The organism is Paenibacillus sp. NPDC058071 (genome assembly GCF_042885235.1).
GTDB lineage: Bacteria > Bacillota > Bacilli > Paenibacillales > Paenibacillaceae > Pristimantibacillus.
Genome location: NZ_JBHVSK010000025.1, coordinates 43911 through 59421, shown reverse-complemented (window position 1 = coordinate 59421; position 15511 = coordinate 43911). Strand labels below are relative to the sequence as shown.

Annotated in this window: 13 protein-coding genes; 7 read left to right on the top strand and 6 right to left on the bottom strand. The window is 55.5% G+C overall.

The window, feature by feature from the left end; all coding sequences use genetic code 11:
- Window positions 1-136: 136 nt before the first annotated feature.
- Window positions 137-709: a hypothetical protein gene (locus tag ACFVTB_RS26430; protein ID WP_387756178.1), complete on the top strand. Its 573-nt coding sequence runs from the start codon at window positions 137-139 to the stop codon at window positions 707-709.
- A 53-nt stretch (window positions 710-762) separates the two neighbouring features.
- Here the strand turns inward: ACFVTB_RS26430 and ACFVTB_RS26425 are convergent, their stop codons facing one another.
- Genes ACFVTB_RS26425 through ACFVTB_RS26415 form a run of 3 tightly spaced genes read right to left on the bottom strand, consistent with a single transcriptional unit; the run spans window position 763 to window position 3635 of the window.
- Window positions 763-1818, bottom strand: coding sequence for a GT-D fold domain-containing protein (locus ACFVTB_RS26425; protein WP_387756176.1), 1056 nt, complete (start codon window positions 1816-1818; stop codon window positions 763-765).
- A gap of 30 nt (window positions 1819-1848) precedes the next feature.
- Window positions 1849-2583, bottom strand: a complete 735-nt coding sequence (locus ACFVTB_RS26420; RefSeq protein ID WP_387756175.1) for a glycosyltransferase family 2 protein — start codon at window positions 2581-2583, stop codon at window positions 1849-1851.
- Window positions 2580-3635, bottom strand: a complete 1056-nt coding sequence (locus ACFVTB_RS26415) for a glycosyltransferase family 2 protein (RefSeq protein ID WP_387756173.1) — start codon at window positions 3633-3635, stop codon at window positions 2580-2582. The genes ACFVTB_RS26420 and ACFVTB_RS26415 overlap by 4 nt, the downstream gene beginning before the upstream one ends.
- Window positions 3636-3829: 194 nt before the next feature.
- Between ACFVTB_RS26415 and ACFVTB_RS26410 the strand changes: the two genes are divergently transcribed.
- The 3 genes from ACFVTB_RS26410 to ACFVTB_RS26400 are packed head-to-tail and all read left to right on the top strand — an operon-like array spanning window position 3830 to window position 6794.
- Entirely contained in the window at window positions 3830-4507 is a 678-nt protein-coding gene (locus tag ACFVTB_RS26410; RefSeq protein ID WP_387756171.1) for a class I SAM-dependent methyltransferase, read from the top strand.
- Between the two features lie 5 nt (window positions 4508-4512).
- A complete protein-coding gene (locus tag ACFVTB_RS26405) occupies window positions 4513-5595 on the top strand; it encodes a glycosyltransferase family 61 protein (protein WP_387756169.1) in 1083 nt (360 codons plus the stop codon).
- A gap of 26 nt (window positions 5596-5621) precedes the next feature.
- The gene (locus ACFVTB_RS26400; RefSeq protein WP_387756167.1) at window positions 5622-6794 is read left to right on the top strand and encodes a glycosyltransferase family 4 protein; all 1173 of its coding nucleotides are present in this window, start codon (window positions 5622-5624) and stop codon (window positions 6792-6794) included.
- Here ACFVTB_RS26400 and ACFVTB_RS26395 read toward each other — a convergent pair.
- Window positions 6791-8683: a glycosyltransferase gene (locus ACFVTB_RS26395; protein WP_387756165.1), complete on the bottom strand. Its 1893-nt coding sequence runs from the start codon at window positions 8681-8683 to the stop codon at window positions 6791-6793. The two genes, ACFVTB_RS26400 and ACFVTB_RS26395, sit on opposite strands and share 4 nt — an antisense overlap.
- 215 nt (window positions 8684-8898) lie before the next feature.
- On the opposite strand from ACFVTB_RS26395, the gene ACFVTB_RS26390 reads away from it, so the two are divergent.
- A complete protein-coding gene (locus ACFVTB_RS26390) occupies window positions 8899-9543 on the top strand; it encodes an acetyltransferase (protein ID WP_387756163.1) in 645 nt (214 codons plus the stop codon).
- Window positions 9544-9585: 42 nt separating this feature from the next.
- A complete protein-coding gene (locus ACFVTB_RS26385) occupies window positions 9586-10704 on the top strand; it encodes a DegT/DnrJ/EryC1/StrS family aminotransferase (protein ID WP_387756161.1) in 1119 nt (372 codons plus the stop codon).
- A gap of 145 nt (window positions 10705-10849) precedes the next feature.
- On the opposite strand, the gene ACFVTB_RS26380 is transcribed toward ACFVTB_RS26385, so the two are convergent.
- Window positions 10850-13309 (bottom strand): ATP-binding cassette domain-containing protein, encoded by a 2460-nt coding sequence (locus ACFVTB_RS26380; RefSeq protein WP_387756159.1) that lies wholly within the window; start codon window positions 13307-13309, stop codon window positions 10850-10852.
- 225 nt (window positions 13310-13534) lie between these two features.
- On the opposite strand from ACFVTB_RS26380, the gene ACFVTB_RS26375 reads away from it, so the two are divergent.
- Window positions 13535-14260: a TioE family transcriptional regulator gene (locus ACFVTB_RS26375; protein ID WP_387756157.1), complete on the top strand. Its 726-nt coding sequence runs from the start codon at window positions 13535-13537 to the stop codon at window positions 14258-14260.
- Window positions 14261-14304: 44 nt separating this feature from the next.
- On the opposite strand, the gene gmd is transcribed toward ACFVTB_RS26375, so the two are convergent.
- Window positions 14305-15417 (bottom strand): GDP-mannose 4,6-dehydratase, encoded by a 1113-nt coding sequence (gene gmd, locus ACFVTB_RS26370; protein WP_387756155.1) that lies wholly within the window; start codon window positions 15415-15417, stop codon window positions 14305-14307.
- Window positions 15418-15511 lie beyond the last annotated feature (94 nt).

Here is a 15511-nt window from a genome sequence, read left to right as displayed (position 1 = left end):
GAGGCTCGAATAAGCTGGATAGACAAGCAGACAAGTCTATTTTCACAAAAAATGGACCCATCGTGACAACTACCGTTGCTCTCTGAAACTACCGGCATATACTTTACTATATCAATTGAAAGGAGTAGATTTTCTCATGGGTGAAACAGGATTAACCGGCCTTACAGGCCTTACCGGTCTGACGGGCGCTACCGGTCCTACTGGACCGACAGGCGCTACTGGTCTGACAGGTGCTACCGGTCCTACGGGCGCAACCGGCCCTGCCGGTCCAGGATCTTACGCCACTGGCGCGCAAGCGACCGTTCCGATCAGCATTCCGACTGCAGGCACATCCGTTCCGGTCGTCGCCATCGCCGTACCGGTTACGGCCTTATCGAATCAGGTTATCGTGACGGGGGCTGTTACCGTTACGATATCGAGCACGGCCTTGCTGCTCGCCGCCCTTAACCCTACGATTACCGTAAACCTGCTTCAAGACGGCGTAATCGTAGCAACGACGGAAAGCTCCGATCTTCTCGCGATTACTCTCCTTGGCGCGTTCGATCTGACTCGTACGATTCCCGTCTCTTATTACAACGGCACGCTAACCGCAGGCACGCATATCTACTCGGTGGAAGTTGTCGTTTCCGGCATCGTTATCGCCATCGGACTTACCGCTAGCGTCACTTACGGCTCGCTGTCCGCAGCAATCGGAACCGTTCCGGTTTAAGCGACTGCTCTAAAACAGGCTCGCCCATGCCGGGCGAGCCTCTACATAATGTACTACAGCGGCGCTTCTCCCTTTGCAATGGCGTCGGCCATATGACCGAAATCGATGGCCACCTTGCCGGTCGTTCTCGCCAGCTTCTCGGCAATCAACACCGCCGCTACGCCTGCAGAGACGAGAGCGATATCGAAATCATGGCCTTGCGCCTCCTGTACCGCTCTATCCGCATCCTGAACGCCATTCACCGGCATTACGATGCCGGTAACCACTATGCCTGCGTTCGTAAGGACGGCGGCCAGTTGATCCGCTTTATTGCCAACCAGGAGTACTCGTCTGCCTTGCAAAAGCGGCTTCAACAAACCGCCTTTATAGAGTCCGTAATTAATAAGGGAATCGGTAAAGACGCGGCTTCGAATATCGATGCCGTGGGCATGCAGAACAGAGCCGGCAAGCAGCAGATAGTTAGGCTGCCGCAGCATAGGAATGCCGACAATATCGGCTTGCTTGACTGCCTCGCGCAGTTGGTCGCGTATTGCGAGATTTGGTACCTCGACCCCTGCGTACGGCAGAAAGCTTCCTTGCTGTCTGACGATTTCGATCGGCATGACCGTCTCCTGCGCCAGCGTTAGCAGCTCGCCGTCGCCTAGCCTCACGACCGATAAAGGCAATCCGCGAGTCAGTGATCCGTTTATCCGATCTGCAACCTGCTCAGGAGACATAACCGTCACCACTCTGCCGCTGTTCGCCGCTATGCCTGCCGCTATAATCTCTTCCAATGAGGTGTCGGGCATAATCCCATATGGAGGCATCAGCCGGTCGACGATCGCTTCGCCGCCTTCATATCTGCCTTCCGTCTCACCTTTCCGATAGCCCGTTTGATAGCTCTCCTCCTGAAGCTTGGCGCTGCTTTCTTTGACGCTTCCTTTCTGTATTCCGTTCTCAAAACCTTTTCCGTACCCGGCCGTATGCCCGCTGTCGTACCCTTCGTCGTACGGATGCGGTCCGCTCTGCGCTGTCGCTCCTCCGCTTCTTTTGCGGGTCCGGACAATTCTTTTACCCGCCCGTTTGCGCCGCCTGCTCCTTTGCTTTCCATTTCTAACGCTTGCTCTCATCCGTTTCCCCTCCCAGCCGCATGGCGGCGATTATATAAATAGATGAGGATCTACGCCCCATTTGCTGACGAACAATTGCCGATTGCGAGCCAGCAGTTGATCGACCGCTCCTGGTTCGCGTTTAAAGCTGGCGCTGCCGTCGTGATAGATGAATACGTCCTTCGCAATTGCAATGCGGAAGCCCGCTGCTCTTGCCCTGTAACAGTAGTCGTCGTCTTCAAAGTGTCCTGGTGAAAACTGCTCGTCAAGCAGACCGATCCGATCCAGCAACCGGCGTGAAATCAGCATACAAAAGCCGATCACACGATTGACGTATTCCACCTGCCCCAGCGCCGCTTTGCGTATCGATGCCGCCGTATCCGTATAGCTGCTCGGCATATCGACCTGCTGCCTGCCGCTCACGTAATTGGACAGCGGGCCGACAATGCCGATCTCCGGATCTTTCGCGAACGCATCCAGCATGCCGCCCAGCCAATGGTCGGTTACCAGCACATCGTCGTTCAACAGCAGCAAGTAGTCGCCTCTAGCCATGCGCAATCCCCAGTTGCAGGCCGTTGGGAAACCGGTATTCCCCGGATGTGAGACGAACGTTATGTTCTGCTCCTGTAAAAATGACAGCGTCCCGTCCGTCGAGCCGTTGTCTACAACGATGATCTCATGCGGCTCGGGCGTGCAGCGGGAAATTGACGCTACAGCTTCCCGCAGCCAAGACAAACCGTTATAGGTAGGAATGATAATGCTTGTCAAACCGGTCGCCCCGTTCATGGCACGCTCCTTTTCCGGTGATGGTCCTCGTATTGCAATCTCGGACGCTGCTTGCCCATCGCCCAATCCAACGCTTCGAGATGATCGCCAACAATCAATTGAACCATAGCGTTGCCCGTTCCTGTATTGGATCGCCGCACCCGATTTGGTCCAATGACGTCGACGCTGCTTCCCGAGACGACGCGCAGCCCTCCCTTAACGGCCATTGCTTGCGCTTTTGGCGGTACCGCCAAGCTCGCCGCCCCGATCGTTTGAATGGCATGACGGGTAAGCGCGTGAGGCACTGCTGTCAGCGAATTGGCGGACAAATCCTCGCGCCCTACAGAACGATTTAAAAACTCCTTCAACATCGTTACTTCGTCACGGCTCCCGAACAAGCCGATATAAGGACTCAGATCGTTCAGAACAACATCCGCGCCGTTCGCTGCCTTTTCGATAAACGGCAGCAGCTTCTCAGCGGCAATCGGAATATCGGCGTCGAGAAACAAGACGATGTCGGAGACCGTTGCCCTGGCTCCTATCGCGCGGCCGACGTCATGCCCAAGCGCGCTGCTATAGTGAAGCAAGACGGCTCTCTCGCTCGTCCGTGCTCTGCTTAAGCTTTGATCCGTGCTGCCGTTAATGACAACGACGATCTCGTGGAGCGGCATCCGCTCCAATTGCGCGATAACGGCTTCGATCGATTGCTCCTCGTTCTTTGCCATAACGACGGCGGCGACTGTGCCTGTGGCCGGCAGCAGCAGCCAATCCGGCGGCTTACTGCCGGTAACCGAAAAGTATCCCGACAAGTAAGCGGACATTCGTTCTTTATAACTCCCGGTGCGAGCACCGGAGCGTCCCGAGAAAGCCAGCCATTTCTCCTGAACAAACTGCTGCTCGCTCTGATCCGCTCTCCTCTCGCCCTGCTCCGCGGCGGCTCTTCCGTACCGCCAGGCGGCCGACGTCCGGCCAATGGCGCGGCTTTTCCCTTTCCCGGGCCTGCCGCGCCGCTTGCGGCCGCTGCCTCGAATCGTCTGCCGCGACCGCCGGACGCCATTCCTATTGGTTTTCATCGATTCACCCCGTATCTAGTTCTATGGAATGATTTACTATGACATAGTATGTGCCCCCAATCGTCTCGCAACGGCATTTGTACGGCCGTTTCAGGAAGAAATGTGCATATTTACAAGGCTCAATTGCCCTATCCTATCAGCCTTCGGTTACATAGAATACGATAACCGTGCGCTTAATAAAGGAGGCTAGCCCGATGAACTGGAAGTATTACGACCCTTATTTCTCCGCCGACCGCGCGCATGAGCTGCCGATTGAGTTTATGCAAAACGGAGCCTGGTCCGGCCACCGCCGATTCGCTTACGACCTTGTCCGCAATATGAAACCGCGAGTGGTGACTGAGCTTGGCACCTTATACGGAACGTCCTTTTTCAGCTTCTGCCAGGCTGTCAAGGACGGCGCCTTGAACACCAAATGCTTCGCTGTGGACACATGGTTCGGGGACGGGCATACCGGCGCCTATGACGACTCTGTGTTTTTAAACGTTCAACTGTTCAATAACCGGATCTTTAGCGGCATCGGCCATTTGCTCCGGGGCACCTTCGATCAGGCGCTTCCGCTTTTTGCCGACGGCTCTGTCGATGTGCTTCATATCGACGGCTTCCATACTTATGAAGCGGTCCTGCACGATCTGCAGACATGGCTGCCTAAAGTAGCCGAAGGCGGCGTTATTTTGTTCCACGACATCATGGTGCGAATGTCGGATTTTGGCGTTTATAAGCTATGGGAGCAGCTGCGCGATTACCCCCGTCTTGAATTCGCTCACTCCAACGGACTGGGCGTACTCTTTCCGAAAGGCTGTCCGGCGTCGTTAAGCTATCTGATCGAGCGGCAGGACGATGTGAGGGCGCACTATTCAAATAACTGGAGTTGACCGCCATGTACACCGTACCGAACGAGTTTCACGAAAAGCTGATCGATTGGGCAAAAGCGACTTTTCCTCCATCCGTGCTGCCTCAGTTTTACAAACCGGTCTATCCAGCGGAAATTGTGACGCTGCCGGGCATCCGCGGCATCGATCCGCCGAGATGGGCCCAAATATGCGGCTTCGAAGAAGCTTACGCCGCTATTATTCCGAAAGGAAGAGTAGCGACGAGCAATTGTTACGTTATTACACCGGACAACAAGAGGGTACGCGACGTTGAATACGATTGCCCCTTTTTCACGAACGCCAAGCTGCCGGATCCGGTATATACGGACAAAACGGTTGCAACCGTGCTATGGGGCTGGAACATACCGGGAAGCCGGACGCATAACGTTTTCGGCCATTGGTTTTTCGATATTTTGCCCCGCTTCCATCTGCTTGAGCGAAGCGGTATCCCCATCGATTATTACTTGATCGGCAAGCTGGAGCATCCGTTTCAATATGAATCGCTCCAAATGCTCGGCATTCCGCAGGAGAAGCTGATTGAAGTCGAACGGCTCGACTTTCATCTTATAGCGGAACAACTGGTCGTACCGGCGGTGCCTGTTATGGTTGGAAAATGTCCGCCTTGGGCTTCCCGCTATATTACGGCCAAGTTAAAGCATGAGCAGTCCATCCCGAAGGCGGAAGGTTACGAACGCATCTACATTACCCGGCAGGACGCCGCCGCAAGATTCGTCGTCAACGAGGACGAAGTGCTGCAGTATTTGTCGGCCAAAGGCTTCCGCAAAATTTTGTTGACTCCGCTGACGACCGAGCAAAAAGTGTCTATTTTCTCCGCCGCGCGAATCATTGTCGCCCCTTACGGCAGCGGCAGCGCCAATGTCGCCTTCTGCGAGCCGGGCGCATCGCTATTCGAGCTGTCGCCAAACAACCTGGCCGACAACTATTTCTGGAAGCTGTGCGGGCATGCGGGCGTTCACTATCATGAAATTCTGTGTGAGGTCGAGCAGCCGCCCAAAGCGGTTTTAGGCTCCGACAACCTGATCGTGAACATGAACAAATTGAAGCAGGTTTTATCCCTTTCCGGTATCTAAAACGCTACTACTCAGGAGGCAAGCTCATGCGAATTTTGATCTGGACGGTCAACTTCTCCATCGGCGGAGGAATGCGGCTGCTCCATAACTTGACCCGAGCGATGGCGCGCCAGCCGGGCGTCGAGCATATCCGGCTTGTTGTCGGTTCGCAATCGCTGCTCCGCAACGCCAACGAGCTCAATTCGATCCCGAATGTGAGCGTCGTGTTTCACGACTCGTTCATCGACCATCCCAATGCCTCTTATTTGCTGGCTAACGTGGACGTCGTCTATTATTTCTGGCCGCATACGCAGCTATACCGTCCAATCGACCGGCCGACGCTTTGCACGTTTCACGATACGACCTTCTTCGATTTTGTTCCGCCTTTCATCGACGGTCCGCAGCTTAAGCTGCACTGGACGCTGTCCCAATCGTGGCTGGAACACGTTACAGCCGTCGCCGTTTCGTCACAGCATGTCAAAAATCGGCTGATTGCCCACTTCGGCCCCCGCAACGCGAACGCTTTCGTCATTCCGCATGCGATTACGCCGATCGCCCATACGTTCTCTAACCAAGTGTCGCATGCGATCGCAGCCGCCATCCCGGAAGACTACATCATCTATCCGTCGAATACGTCGCCGCACAAAAACCACAACAACCTGCTGCTCGGCCTGTCCCGCTTCAAAGAAAGAAAAAAATATCCGTTAGTGTTAACCGGATATTTAACCGATCTGCTGCGCATGCCTTTCCCGAACTTCTCGTCCGAACACAGTTGGATTCCTACACTGGCCTCGACGATGAATTCCACCGGTCTCCGCGTTGGCGCCGACGTGTTCCCGCTCGGTTTCGTATCCGATCAGGATATTCCGGCATTAATTAAAAACGCCAAGGCGCTCATCATGCCCAGCCTGTCGGAAGGGGGCGGCAGCTATCCAGTCGAAGAAGCGCTTCGTCTCGGGACGCCGGTTCTGTGCTCCGATATCCCGGTCATGCGGGAGCATCTGTCCAGACACAGTGCTAAAATCGCCTGGTTCGACCCGCATAACCCAGACTCGATCGCGGACGCCCTTGATGAACTGTTCACGAATTATGATGATTACAAACTGTCAGCCATTCAAGGCATTCACGATCCAACTCAAACTTGGGACGATATTGCCGCCGCGTACGTGGCCGTCATGCGGGAAACGTATTATCGATACTACGCGAAGCGCATTTATTAACCGGCCGCGATACGATCGATTAAAGCGGCATAATCGTTAGCTACAAAGAGCCAGCTCCGATTCAAAATGTCGCCGAGTGCGGCCTTCTGCTGCGGAGCGGCTCCTTTGCCCTGAAGCCACAGCAGACGAATCGCCTCCGCCATCTCGATCGAATTGGTCGGATCGAAGGTAGCGAAGCTGCTCGGGTCGACGATGACTTCGTTCACGACTTCAAGCCGTCCGTAAGCGACGGGCGTGTCCATTAGCAGCGACTCTAAAATAGGGAACGGGCAGCTGCCTTCGAACAAGGTCGGCACAACGGTTCCGCTGGCATATTTGTATAAGGACGGCAAGTGCGACGAGGAAATGCGGCCAAGAAACAGAATCGACGAGCGGATGGCCGGGTCTGCAATCCCATTCAGCGCCGCGATAATTTCATTTTGCCGCGGTCGAAGCGCTATTTCGTCGGTAAAAACGAGCTTCAAGCCGGAGGCAGCCCCCGTTGCCGTCAAGCGGAAACGATGAAAGGCATCGATAAGCCGGTCGTGGTTTTTGTGCAGGCGAATAACGGAAGGGAACGTAATATACGGGCCGTATAGGTTATAGCTCGCGCGGAACCGGTCCTCCCCGATCACGCCGAATGAAGCGTATTCCTCATGCGGCGCCGCGAACCGAATGACCGCCGTCTTATGGGCTGGCAAAGACAAAAAGCGCAAGCCTTCGTGGTTGCGGGTAAACTCTGAGTCGAACACGACTGCTGCCGCGCTCGCCGTTACCTTTTGTGCGATTCCGTGGATATACTGATAGTGCGCTTGATTGCCGGCATACAGGTCAGGGAAATGCATATAAACAAGATCATGCAAGCAGACAATTGTCGGTTTTGCCAAATATTGCGCCAGCGCCATGCCGACGTAAGGCACGATCCATACGTGCGCCGGAACGATCCGGTTGATCGTCTCCATGCTGTCGGAGTGATAAATGCGCACCCGGCCCTTGAATGTTTCGGTCAATCCGCTGAAAATGGCAGCCGTTTCTGCTGCATTTGCATCGGTAGTCGCGATATGGAGCAAGTAACCCCGATCCAGTGATAGCAGCCCTTCCGAGAGTCTGACGATAAACCGCCCTATTCCTTCGCCGTCCATCGATATTTTGGAACCGAAGCAGAGAAAAATGCCGATGTTGCGGGAGGCGACCGTTGCCGGATCGACCGGAGCTGCAGCCGGAAGGCCGCTGCCGCTAATCAGTCTTTGCGCTTCCTCGCTGACGAGCAACCGGGCGATAAACACATTGCGAGGCAGTCCCTGCCGCAGCGATTCGACGTACTCGCCCACTTTGGCTCCTTCCGGTTCCCGCCCGAGCAGATGAGCGTGCGCGCCGTGAACGAACTCCAAATCATTGGCTTTATAAAGCTGCTGGAAGACATGAGCCGCCGTATCGGCATCGCCGCCAGGCGCTTTCCCATATAACTTCTCCGCTTCCGAGTTGTCGATAAAAGCAGCGGTGACGACGATCTTCGGCGTACCGGAGCCGAGACGCTGCTTATGAGCGGCAAAGCCTTCTATATCCGGCTCTCTTTGCAGCGTTTGCCGGTACATTTCCCAAAGGAATGCGTCCGTATCAAGCTGGAACGCTTCGCGAAACCAATCGAGAATTCGGCCGCCGGGCGCGAGCCTCGTTCGAAATTGCTTGTTGCCTTCTCGGAGCGCCTCCGCATCCGGACTATTATCGAATCGTCCGCGCCGCCGGACGCGAGCTAGACGACGGCGTTTGCCCTTGCGTCCTCTTTTGCGTCCTTTGCCGCGTCTCGCTGACAGGCTGCGCGACTTGCCACGCTTTCTTCTGCGGCGCAGCGCGCGCGGTTTCCGGCCTCGTTTTACGGAGCTTCGTCTGCGATTTCTTTTTCGTTTCATACCGAGCCTCCAATCCGTCTTCTTCATAGTTAGAGTATTGTCACGGTTTGAAAAAGCAACGGCATTTGCCCCTCCCGCATAGGGATTGCAACCATATTTCAGAATTTAGACGGCTGTCTACTCTTTTTTGAAGCATTTCAACACCCCGCGAATATAGTAAAGTAACCGCGTTTCTATAACCGCTATTCTATCAATCGCTGAAGGAGTCGATTGGGATGGACGATTCCGTTCCGCGCCGTACGGTCATCGTAGGAGCCGGCGGCCATGCCAAAGTCGTGGTCGACGTGCTGAGAGCCGATGCGAGCGTCGAGCTCGTCGGGTGCCTCGGGCAAGGGCGGGACTTGGCAGTGCTCGGACTGCCGGTTATCGGCGGCGACGACGAACTGTCGCGCCTGCTTGAGCAAGGCGTTCACCACGCCTTTATTGCGATCGGCAACAACGCGCGGCGCATGCAGCTTGCCAAGAAAGCCGAAGCGATCGGCTTCGAGCTCGTTAATGCCGTCAGCCCGCACGCTTACGTTTCCCCGAGCGCCTCACTCGGACGGGGCGTCGCGATCATGGCCGGCGCCATTGTCCAGCCAGCAGCGACAATCGGCTCTTATTCGATTATTAATACGGGGGCGACAGTCGATCATGATACGACGATCGGAGAAGCCGCGCACATTGCGCCCGGCTGTGCTTTGTCAGGCAGCGTTTTCGTCGGCGAAAGAAGCTTCCTCGGCACCGGAGCGAAGGTGATCGACGGCATGCGGATCGGCTCCGATTGCATGATTGGAGCGGGCGCGGTCATCATCCGCCACATTCCGGACCGGGCGCTCGCCGTCGGCGTCCCGGCGATCATCAAACGCATTCAAGCTTAAAGCAAGCAGCAACAAGCGCATTACGGAGGGAGAAGGTTTGGTATGGAAGGCAAATTTTATCCCGTTGCCGTACCTGTCTTGAACGGCAACGAGAAAAAATATGTAATGGATTGCATCGATTCGACGTGGATCTCCTCCACCGGCAAATATATTACCGCTTTCGAGGAAGCGTTCGCGGCTTACTGCGGCACGCGGTATGCCATCTCTTGCAGCAACGGAACGACCGCGCTTCATCTGGCGCTTCTGGCTCACGGCGTCGGCCCCGGCGACGAGGTGATCGTCCCGACGCTGACCTTCATCGCGACGGCGAACGCAGTCGTCTACTGCGGCGCGAAGCCGGTGTTCGCGGATTGCGAGCCCGATACGTGGAATTTGAGCCCCGCACATGTTGAGTCTTTGATTACTCCGCGAACGAAAGGCATTGTCCCCGTTCACCTGTACGGCCATCCGGCCGATATGGAGACTATTAACGAGATTGCCCGGAAACACGCTTTGTTCGTCATAGAAGACGCCGCCGAAGCGCTTGGAGCCGAGTATAGAGGCAAAAAAACGGGTTCGCTCGCTCATTGCGCAACATTCAGTCTGTTCGGCAACAAAATTATTACGACCGGCGAAGGCGGCATGATTACGACCGACGACGAAGAGCTTGCCCAAACGCTGCGCACGCTGCGCGGCCAAGGCATCGATCCGATTAAAAAATATTGGTTTCCGGTCATCGGCTACAATTACCGGATGACGAACATGCAGGCAGCTGTCGGCTGCGCGCAACTGGAGAACATAGATTGGCATATCGGCGAACGCATTCGGGTCGCCTCCCATTATCGCGAGCATTTGCAAGGGATCGACGGCATCGGGCTGCCGGTGCAGCGAGACTTTGCCAAAAATGTGTACTGGATGTTCAGCGTCATTCTGGAGGACGCGAACGAAGCGGCGCGCGACCGGATGATGGCGCTGCTCAAGGAAGACGGCATCGAAACGCGCCCCTTCTTCTACCCGATGCATATTTTGCCGCCATACTTGGAAGGCCGGGAATACGGCGACTATCCCGTCGCAAACCGCATCGCCGCCCAAGGCTTCAATGTTCCGACTTACGGCGGGCTGTCCGAGGCCGACATTGCGTATATCGCCTCCAAAATCAAAGAGCGTCTTCAAGACCTCTGACGCCTGCCGCACGGCAACGCAGCAGCGAAGACGCAAAACAAGAAGCTCCTGCTCCCTCAACTCAAGGGGACAGGAGCTTCTTCTCGTTCACATTGTTGTTCACACGGGCCGGATCGCTTTCTTTAGTCGCGCGAACGAACGTCGTCTATCCGTGAGACAGCTCCAAAAACTGTCCGGTCACCGAGTCTTTCGAACTCGCAAGCTCGAACGGGGTGCCGCACGCGATGATCTCGCCACCGGCGGTTCCGCCGCCCGGCCCCATATCAATGCAATAATCGGAAGCGCCGATCAGATCGGTGTTGTGCTCCACCATAACGACGGTGTGACCGGCATCGACTAGTTTGTTCAACAGGACGAGCAAATTGCGTACATCCTGCGTATGCAAGCCGGTCGACGGCTCGTCCAGCAAATACAGTGTATGCCCGGCGGCGGGTTTGCTCAGCTCCCTCGCCAGCTTCAGCCGCTGTCCCTCTCCGCCGGACAGCGTCGTCACCGATTGGCCCCATTGCAAGTAGCCGAGGCCGACCTCGCACAGCAGTCCAAGCAGCCGGGCCATTTTTTTGTGCTTGCTGAACAGCGTCAGGCTCTCCTCAATGCCGAGTTCGAGCACATCCGATATCGAATAGCCTTCATATTTGACGGCCAACACCTCCGGCTTAAAGCGCTTGCCCCGGCATTCGGGACAAACGACCTGCAGATGAGACAGAAAATGCATGTCAACCGACACTTGTCCCAGCCCCTCGCAGCGGTCGCACCGGCCGCCCGCCGTATTGAAGGAAAAGCTGTTTTCCTTCAAACTCGCCGCTTTCGCAGCTGGAAGCGACGCGTACAATTTACGGAGAAGCGTATATAAATCAATGTAGGTCGAGACGCTGGAGCGCTGCATGCGCGATAACGGCGATTGATCAACCGTAATGATGCTGTCGACGTTCTCCATCCCTTCAATCGAGTGGCAGCCTCTAACGCTGTTCTTCGCGCTTCCCGTCGCCGCTGCGGCAAGCAAATCGAACACAAGCGTCGACTTGCCGGAGCCGGATACACCGGACACCGAAACCAGACAGCCCAACGGGAATGAAGCGGTCACCCGTCTCAAGTTGTGAAGTTCAGCTCCCTTAACCGTAATCCTATAGCCATTGCCATTCCGAAGCGTGGATTGCATGCCTGCCGGCTCGCTCATATAATATCCGGTCACCGATCGCGGCTGGCTCCGCAGCTCCTCCAGCGTTCCTTGGCCGACGATTTCTCCGCCGAAGCGGCCGGCCCCCGGGCCGACGTCGATTACGTGATCGGCTTGCGCGATTACCGTCTTATCATGCTCGATAACAAGCACCGTATTGCCGAGGTCGCGCAGCTGCTTCATCACTTGTACGAGGCCGTCGGTATCCTTCGGATGAAGACCCGACGTCGGTTCGTCCAGTAAGTAGAGCACGCCGGTCAGCCCAGATCCGAGAATAGTGGCCAAGCGCAGCCTCTGCGCCTCTCCGCCGGAGAGAGTCACGGCGTTGCGGTCCAGCGATAAATATCCGAGACCAACATTGACGATCCGTGTCACTTTCGTGCGCAAATCATGCAGCACCGTTTCCAACAGCTCGTCGCCGTCCCGGCGGTATCGATCAGCGACGCGATTTATCCATTGCTCCAACTCCTCGAGCGACAGGATAGAAAGCTGCGGCAGCGTTGCGCCTTCAACCGTCGTCAAGCGGCTTTCCTTCTTCAGCCGCTCGCCTCCGCAGTCGGAACAGGACTGAGACAGAAAGTAGCCTGCCTCGCCAGACTGGCCTTCCTTCTCCCGGTAACGCCGCCACATCCCGCTCAGCACCCCTTCGAATTTCCCTTTGCTTACCGTTTTTGGCGGCGGAATCTCCGGAAAGTGGCGCGAGAACGCTTCGCTTTCCACCCCGTGCAGCAGCAAATCCCATTGCGCTTCATTATAGTCCTTGAGCGCCTGCCGATCGTCAAACGGGATTCCGTAATGCTTGCCAGCCTGCTCCAAAATAGCGGCTTGATAGTCGATTAACATGCCGTTCCAGAAACGAACGGCACCTTCTCTGACGCTTTTCTCCCTATCGAATACGGCATGTTTGTCGATCTCGACGACCGTTCCGAGTCCGCTGCAGGTCCGGCAAGCGCCGTTCGGCGTGTTGAAGGAGAAATCGGATTGGGTCAGCCTTTTATTGAAATGCCCGCAAGCCGGACAATCGACCGTCTCGTTGTCGTCCGCATTAGCCTCTGGAACGGCGTGATCGCATCGCTCGCAGCGGCGCTGCCCTTTTTTCTGAAAAACAAGCCGCAAATAGGTATACATATCGGTAACCGTGCCGACCGTGGAACGCGGATTGCGGTTGGTGACGTGCTGGCCGACGGCGATGGATGGCGACAGTCCCTCGATGGAATCGACCTTCGGCTTCTCGATCGCCTCCGCCGATTGACCGCTCGACTCCATATACTGCCGCTGGCACTCCCTTTGTAAAATATCCATCGCCAGCGTCGATTTGCCGGAGCCGGACGGGCCGGTAACGACAACAAGCTTGCCCTTCGGAATATCAAGCGAAACCCGCTTCAAATTATTTTCCCTGGCGCCTCGTATTCGAATAAAATCAATCATAGAAAGCCTCCTTCATTTTAGTTGATCCATTTGATTATGGTACCTGTACGCGTACTGTAATGCTTATCATACAACATTCATGCAAGTGATAAGGTTTATGTATTTTTAATCTTTATTTACCTATGATAAGGTTAGCGTTGGACTTTATAGTCTTGGATGAAAGTTGCCTAAGCTCGCACGGTTTTGATATAGTGATTTTACTTATTACGGGAGAGGCTGACACTGTTGCGCTACTATAAACCGATCGAAATCGCGAAGAAACTTCATATCAGCACAAGCGCGCTGCGGCATTACGAGTCTTGGGGAGTCGTTCCCGCTCCGGAGCGTGCATACAATGGCTATCGGCTGTACACGTCCGTTCATTTGGCCTATTTCCGCTGCTTGAGGGCGATGTTTCCCGGCTTCGGCATCGCGTTTGCCTGCAAAGTGCTCGTTCATATTCAACATGGCCGGATTGATGATGCATTCTGGCTGGTCAACAAAGAACAAGCGGATTTGCAGCATGAAAAAACGGTTGCGTCCGAAACACTCAAGCTGCTGCAGGACCCCGAGCTTCCAGTCGTTCCGAACAAACGGCTGAAGCCGCGCATGTCAATCGGCGAAGCCGCCAAATTAACCGATGTGCTGCCGTCGGCGATCCGCCATTGGGAGAAGGAAGGACTGCTTGCGCCCGAGCGCGATCCTGATAACGGCTACCGTTTTTTTACTCCCATGCATATACGGCAAATACTGCTCATCCGTACGCTGCGCCGAACGGTTTATTACTTGGACAATATGAAAGAGATCGTGCAGGCCGCCCAGCATTATCAATTAGAAAAGGCAAAAAAACTTGCGGAGGACGCTCTCGTTACAATAAATGTCCGCAACCGCAACCAGTTATCCGGCATTCATCAATTGGTCGAGCTTTGCAAAGAAGTCGGCCTGCTCGACGACGAGCCGTCTGCACCATAACGAAAAGACCGCATCGCCTTATATTTCGGCGATACGGCCTTTTCTCATTCGACGTCAAGACTCGCTTCAAAGCCGAGCTTGCGCAGCTCTACAATTTTCCTCGTTTCCTCCAGATCGGATGCCACCATCTCCCGCACAAGCTCCGCCAAGCCGGTCGCAGGCTCCCAGCCCAGCTTTGTCCTCGCCTTTGTCGGGTCGCCAAGCAGCAAGTCTACCTCGGATGGACGGTAAAATCTGCGGTCTACCTCAACCACTTTTCGTCCCGGTCCCACTTCGGATCTGTCGCTTGCGGTTACATAACCGTATTCACGTTCCCCTTCGTCTGCAAAGTCCACTTGGATGCCAGCCTCGGCAAACGCCATACGGACAAATTCCCGCACCTCCGTCGTCTGTCCGGTCGCAATAACGTAATCCTCCGCTTCGTCCTGCTGCAGGATACGCCACATCGCGTCCACATAATCGCGCGCATGGCCCCAATCCCGCTTAGCCGACAAATTGCCTAATGGCAGCGTGTCCTGCAGCCCGTTGGCGATACGGGCAACTGCGCGCGTAATTTTCCGCGTTACGAACGTTTCGCCTCGCACCGGACTCTCATGGTTAAATAAAATGCCGTTGCACGCATATATGCCGTACGCTTCCCGATAATTGACTGTGATCCAATAGCCATACAGCTTCGCCACCGCATAAGGGCTGCGCGGATAAAACGGCGTCGTTTCGCTTTGCGGCACCGCTTGCACCAAGCCGTAAAGCTCCGACGTCGAAGCCTGGTACAGCCTCGTCTTGCCGGACAAGCCAAGCAGGCGTACCGCTTCCAGCAGCCGCAGCGTGCCGATGCCGTCCGCATTCGCCGTATACTCCGGCGTATCGAAGCTGACGTGAACGTGGCTCATCGCAGCCAGGTTGTAAATCTCGTCCGGCTGTATCGCTTGCACCAACCGGATTAAATTCGTCGAATCGGTCAAGTCACCGTAGTGGAGCGTCAATCTTTGCTGTCCGCCGGTATTAGCCCGCTCGACCAATCGATCGATTCTGCCGGTATTCGCCAGCGAGCTGCGTCGTCTCAGCCCGTGTACGGTATATCCTTTATCCAGCAGCAGTTCGGCCAGATACATGCCGTCTTGGCCTGTAATTCCTGTAATGAAGGCGACCTTGCTCATGGTTCCCTCCGATGCTCTTTGTTGGTTAGCCTGCACCAAGCCAGCCGATGAACGGCAATGCCCGGGACTTGGCCCTGCCTTCCTTTATGTTATG

What these genes read in the sequence shown, in the direction of transcription:
- ACFVTB_RS26385 (WP_387756161.1), top strand. Translation starts at nt 9,586, where the DNA reads ATGGAAGGCAAATTTTATCCCGTTGCCGTACCTGTCTTGAACGGCAAC.
- ACFVTB_RS26380 (WP_387756159.1), bottom strand. Translation starts at nt 13,309, where the DNA reads ATGATTGATTTTATTCGAATACGAGGCGCCAGGGAAAATAATTTGAAG.
- ACFVTB_RS26395 (WP_387756165.1), bottom strand. Translation starts at nt 8,683, where the DNA reads ATGAAACGAAAAAGAAATCGCAGACGAAGCTCCGTAAAACGAGGCCGG.
- gmd (WP_387756155.1), bottom strand. Translation starts at nt 15,417, where the DNA reads ATGAGCAAGGTCGCCTTCATTACAGGAATTACAGGCCAAGACGGCATG.
- ACFVTB_RS26405 (WP_387756169.1), top strand. Translation starts at nt 4,513, where the DNA reads ATGTACACCGTACCGAACGAGTTTCACGAAAAGCTGATCGATTGGGCA.
- ACFVTB_RS26420 (WP_387756175.1), bottom strand. Translation starts at nt 2,583, where the DNA reads ATGAACGGGGCGACCGGTTTGACAAGCATTATCATTCCTACCTATAAC.
- ACFVTB_RS26400 (WP_387756167.1), top strand. Translation starts at nt 5,622, where the DNA reads ATGCGAATTTTGATCTGGACGGTCAACTTCTCCATCGGCGGAGGAATG.
- ACFVTB_RS26410 (WP_387756171.1), top strand. Translation starts at nt 3,830, where the DNA reads ATGAACTGGAAGTATTACGACCCTTATTTCTCCGCCGACCGCGCGCAT.
- ACFVTB_RS26415 (WP_387756173.1), bottom strand. Translation starts at nt 3,635, where the DNA reads ATGAAAACCAATAGGAATGGCGTCCGGCGGTCGCGGCAGACGATTCGA.
- ACFVTB_RS26390 (WP_387756163.1), top strand. Translation starts at nt 8,899, where the DNA reads ATGGACGATTCCGTTCCGCGCCGTACGGTCATCGTAGGAGCCGGCGGC.
- ACFVTB_RS26425 (WP_387756176.1), bottom strand. Translation starts at nt 1,818, where the DNA reads ATGAGAGCAAGCGTTAGAAATGGAAAGCAAAGGAGCAGGCGGCGCAAA.
- ACFVTB_RS26430 (WP_387756178.1), top strand. Translation starts at nt 137, where the DNA reads ATGGGTGAAACAGGATTAACCGGCCTTACAGGCCTTACCGGTCTGACG.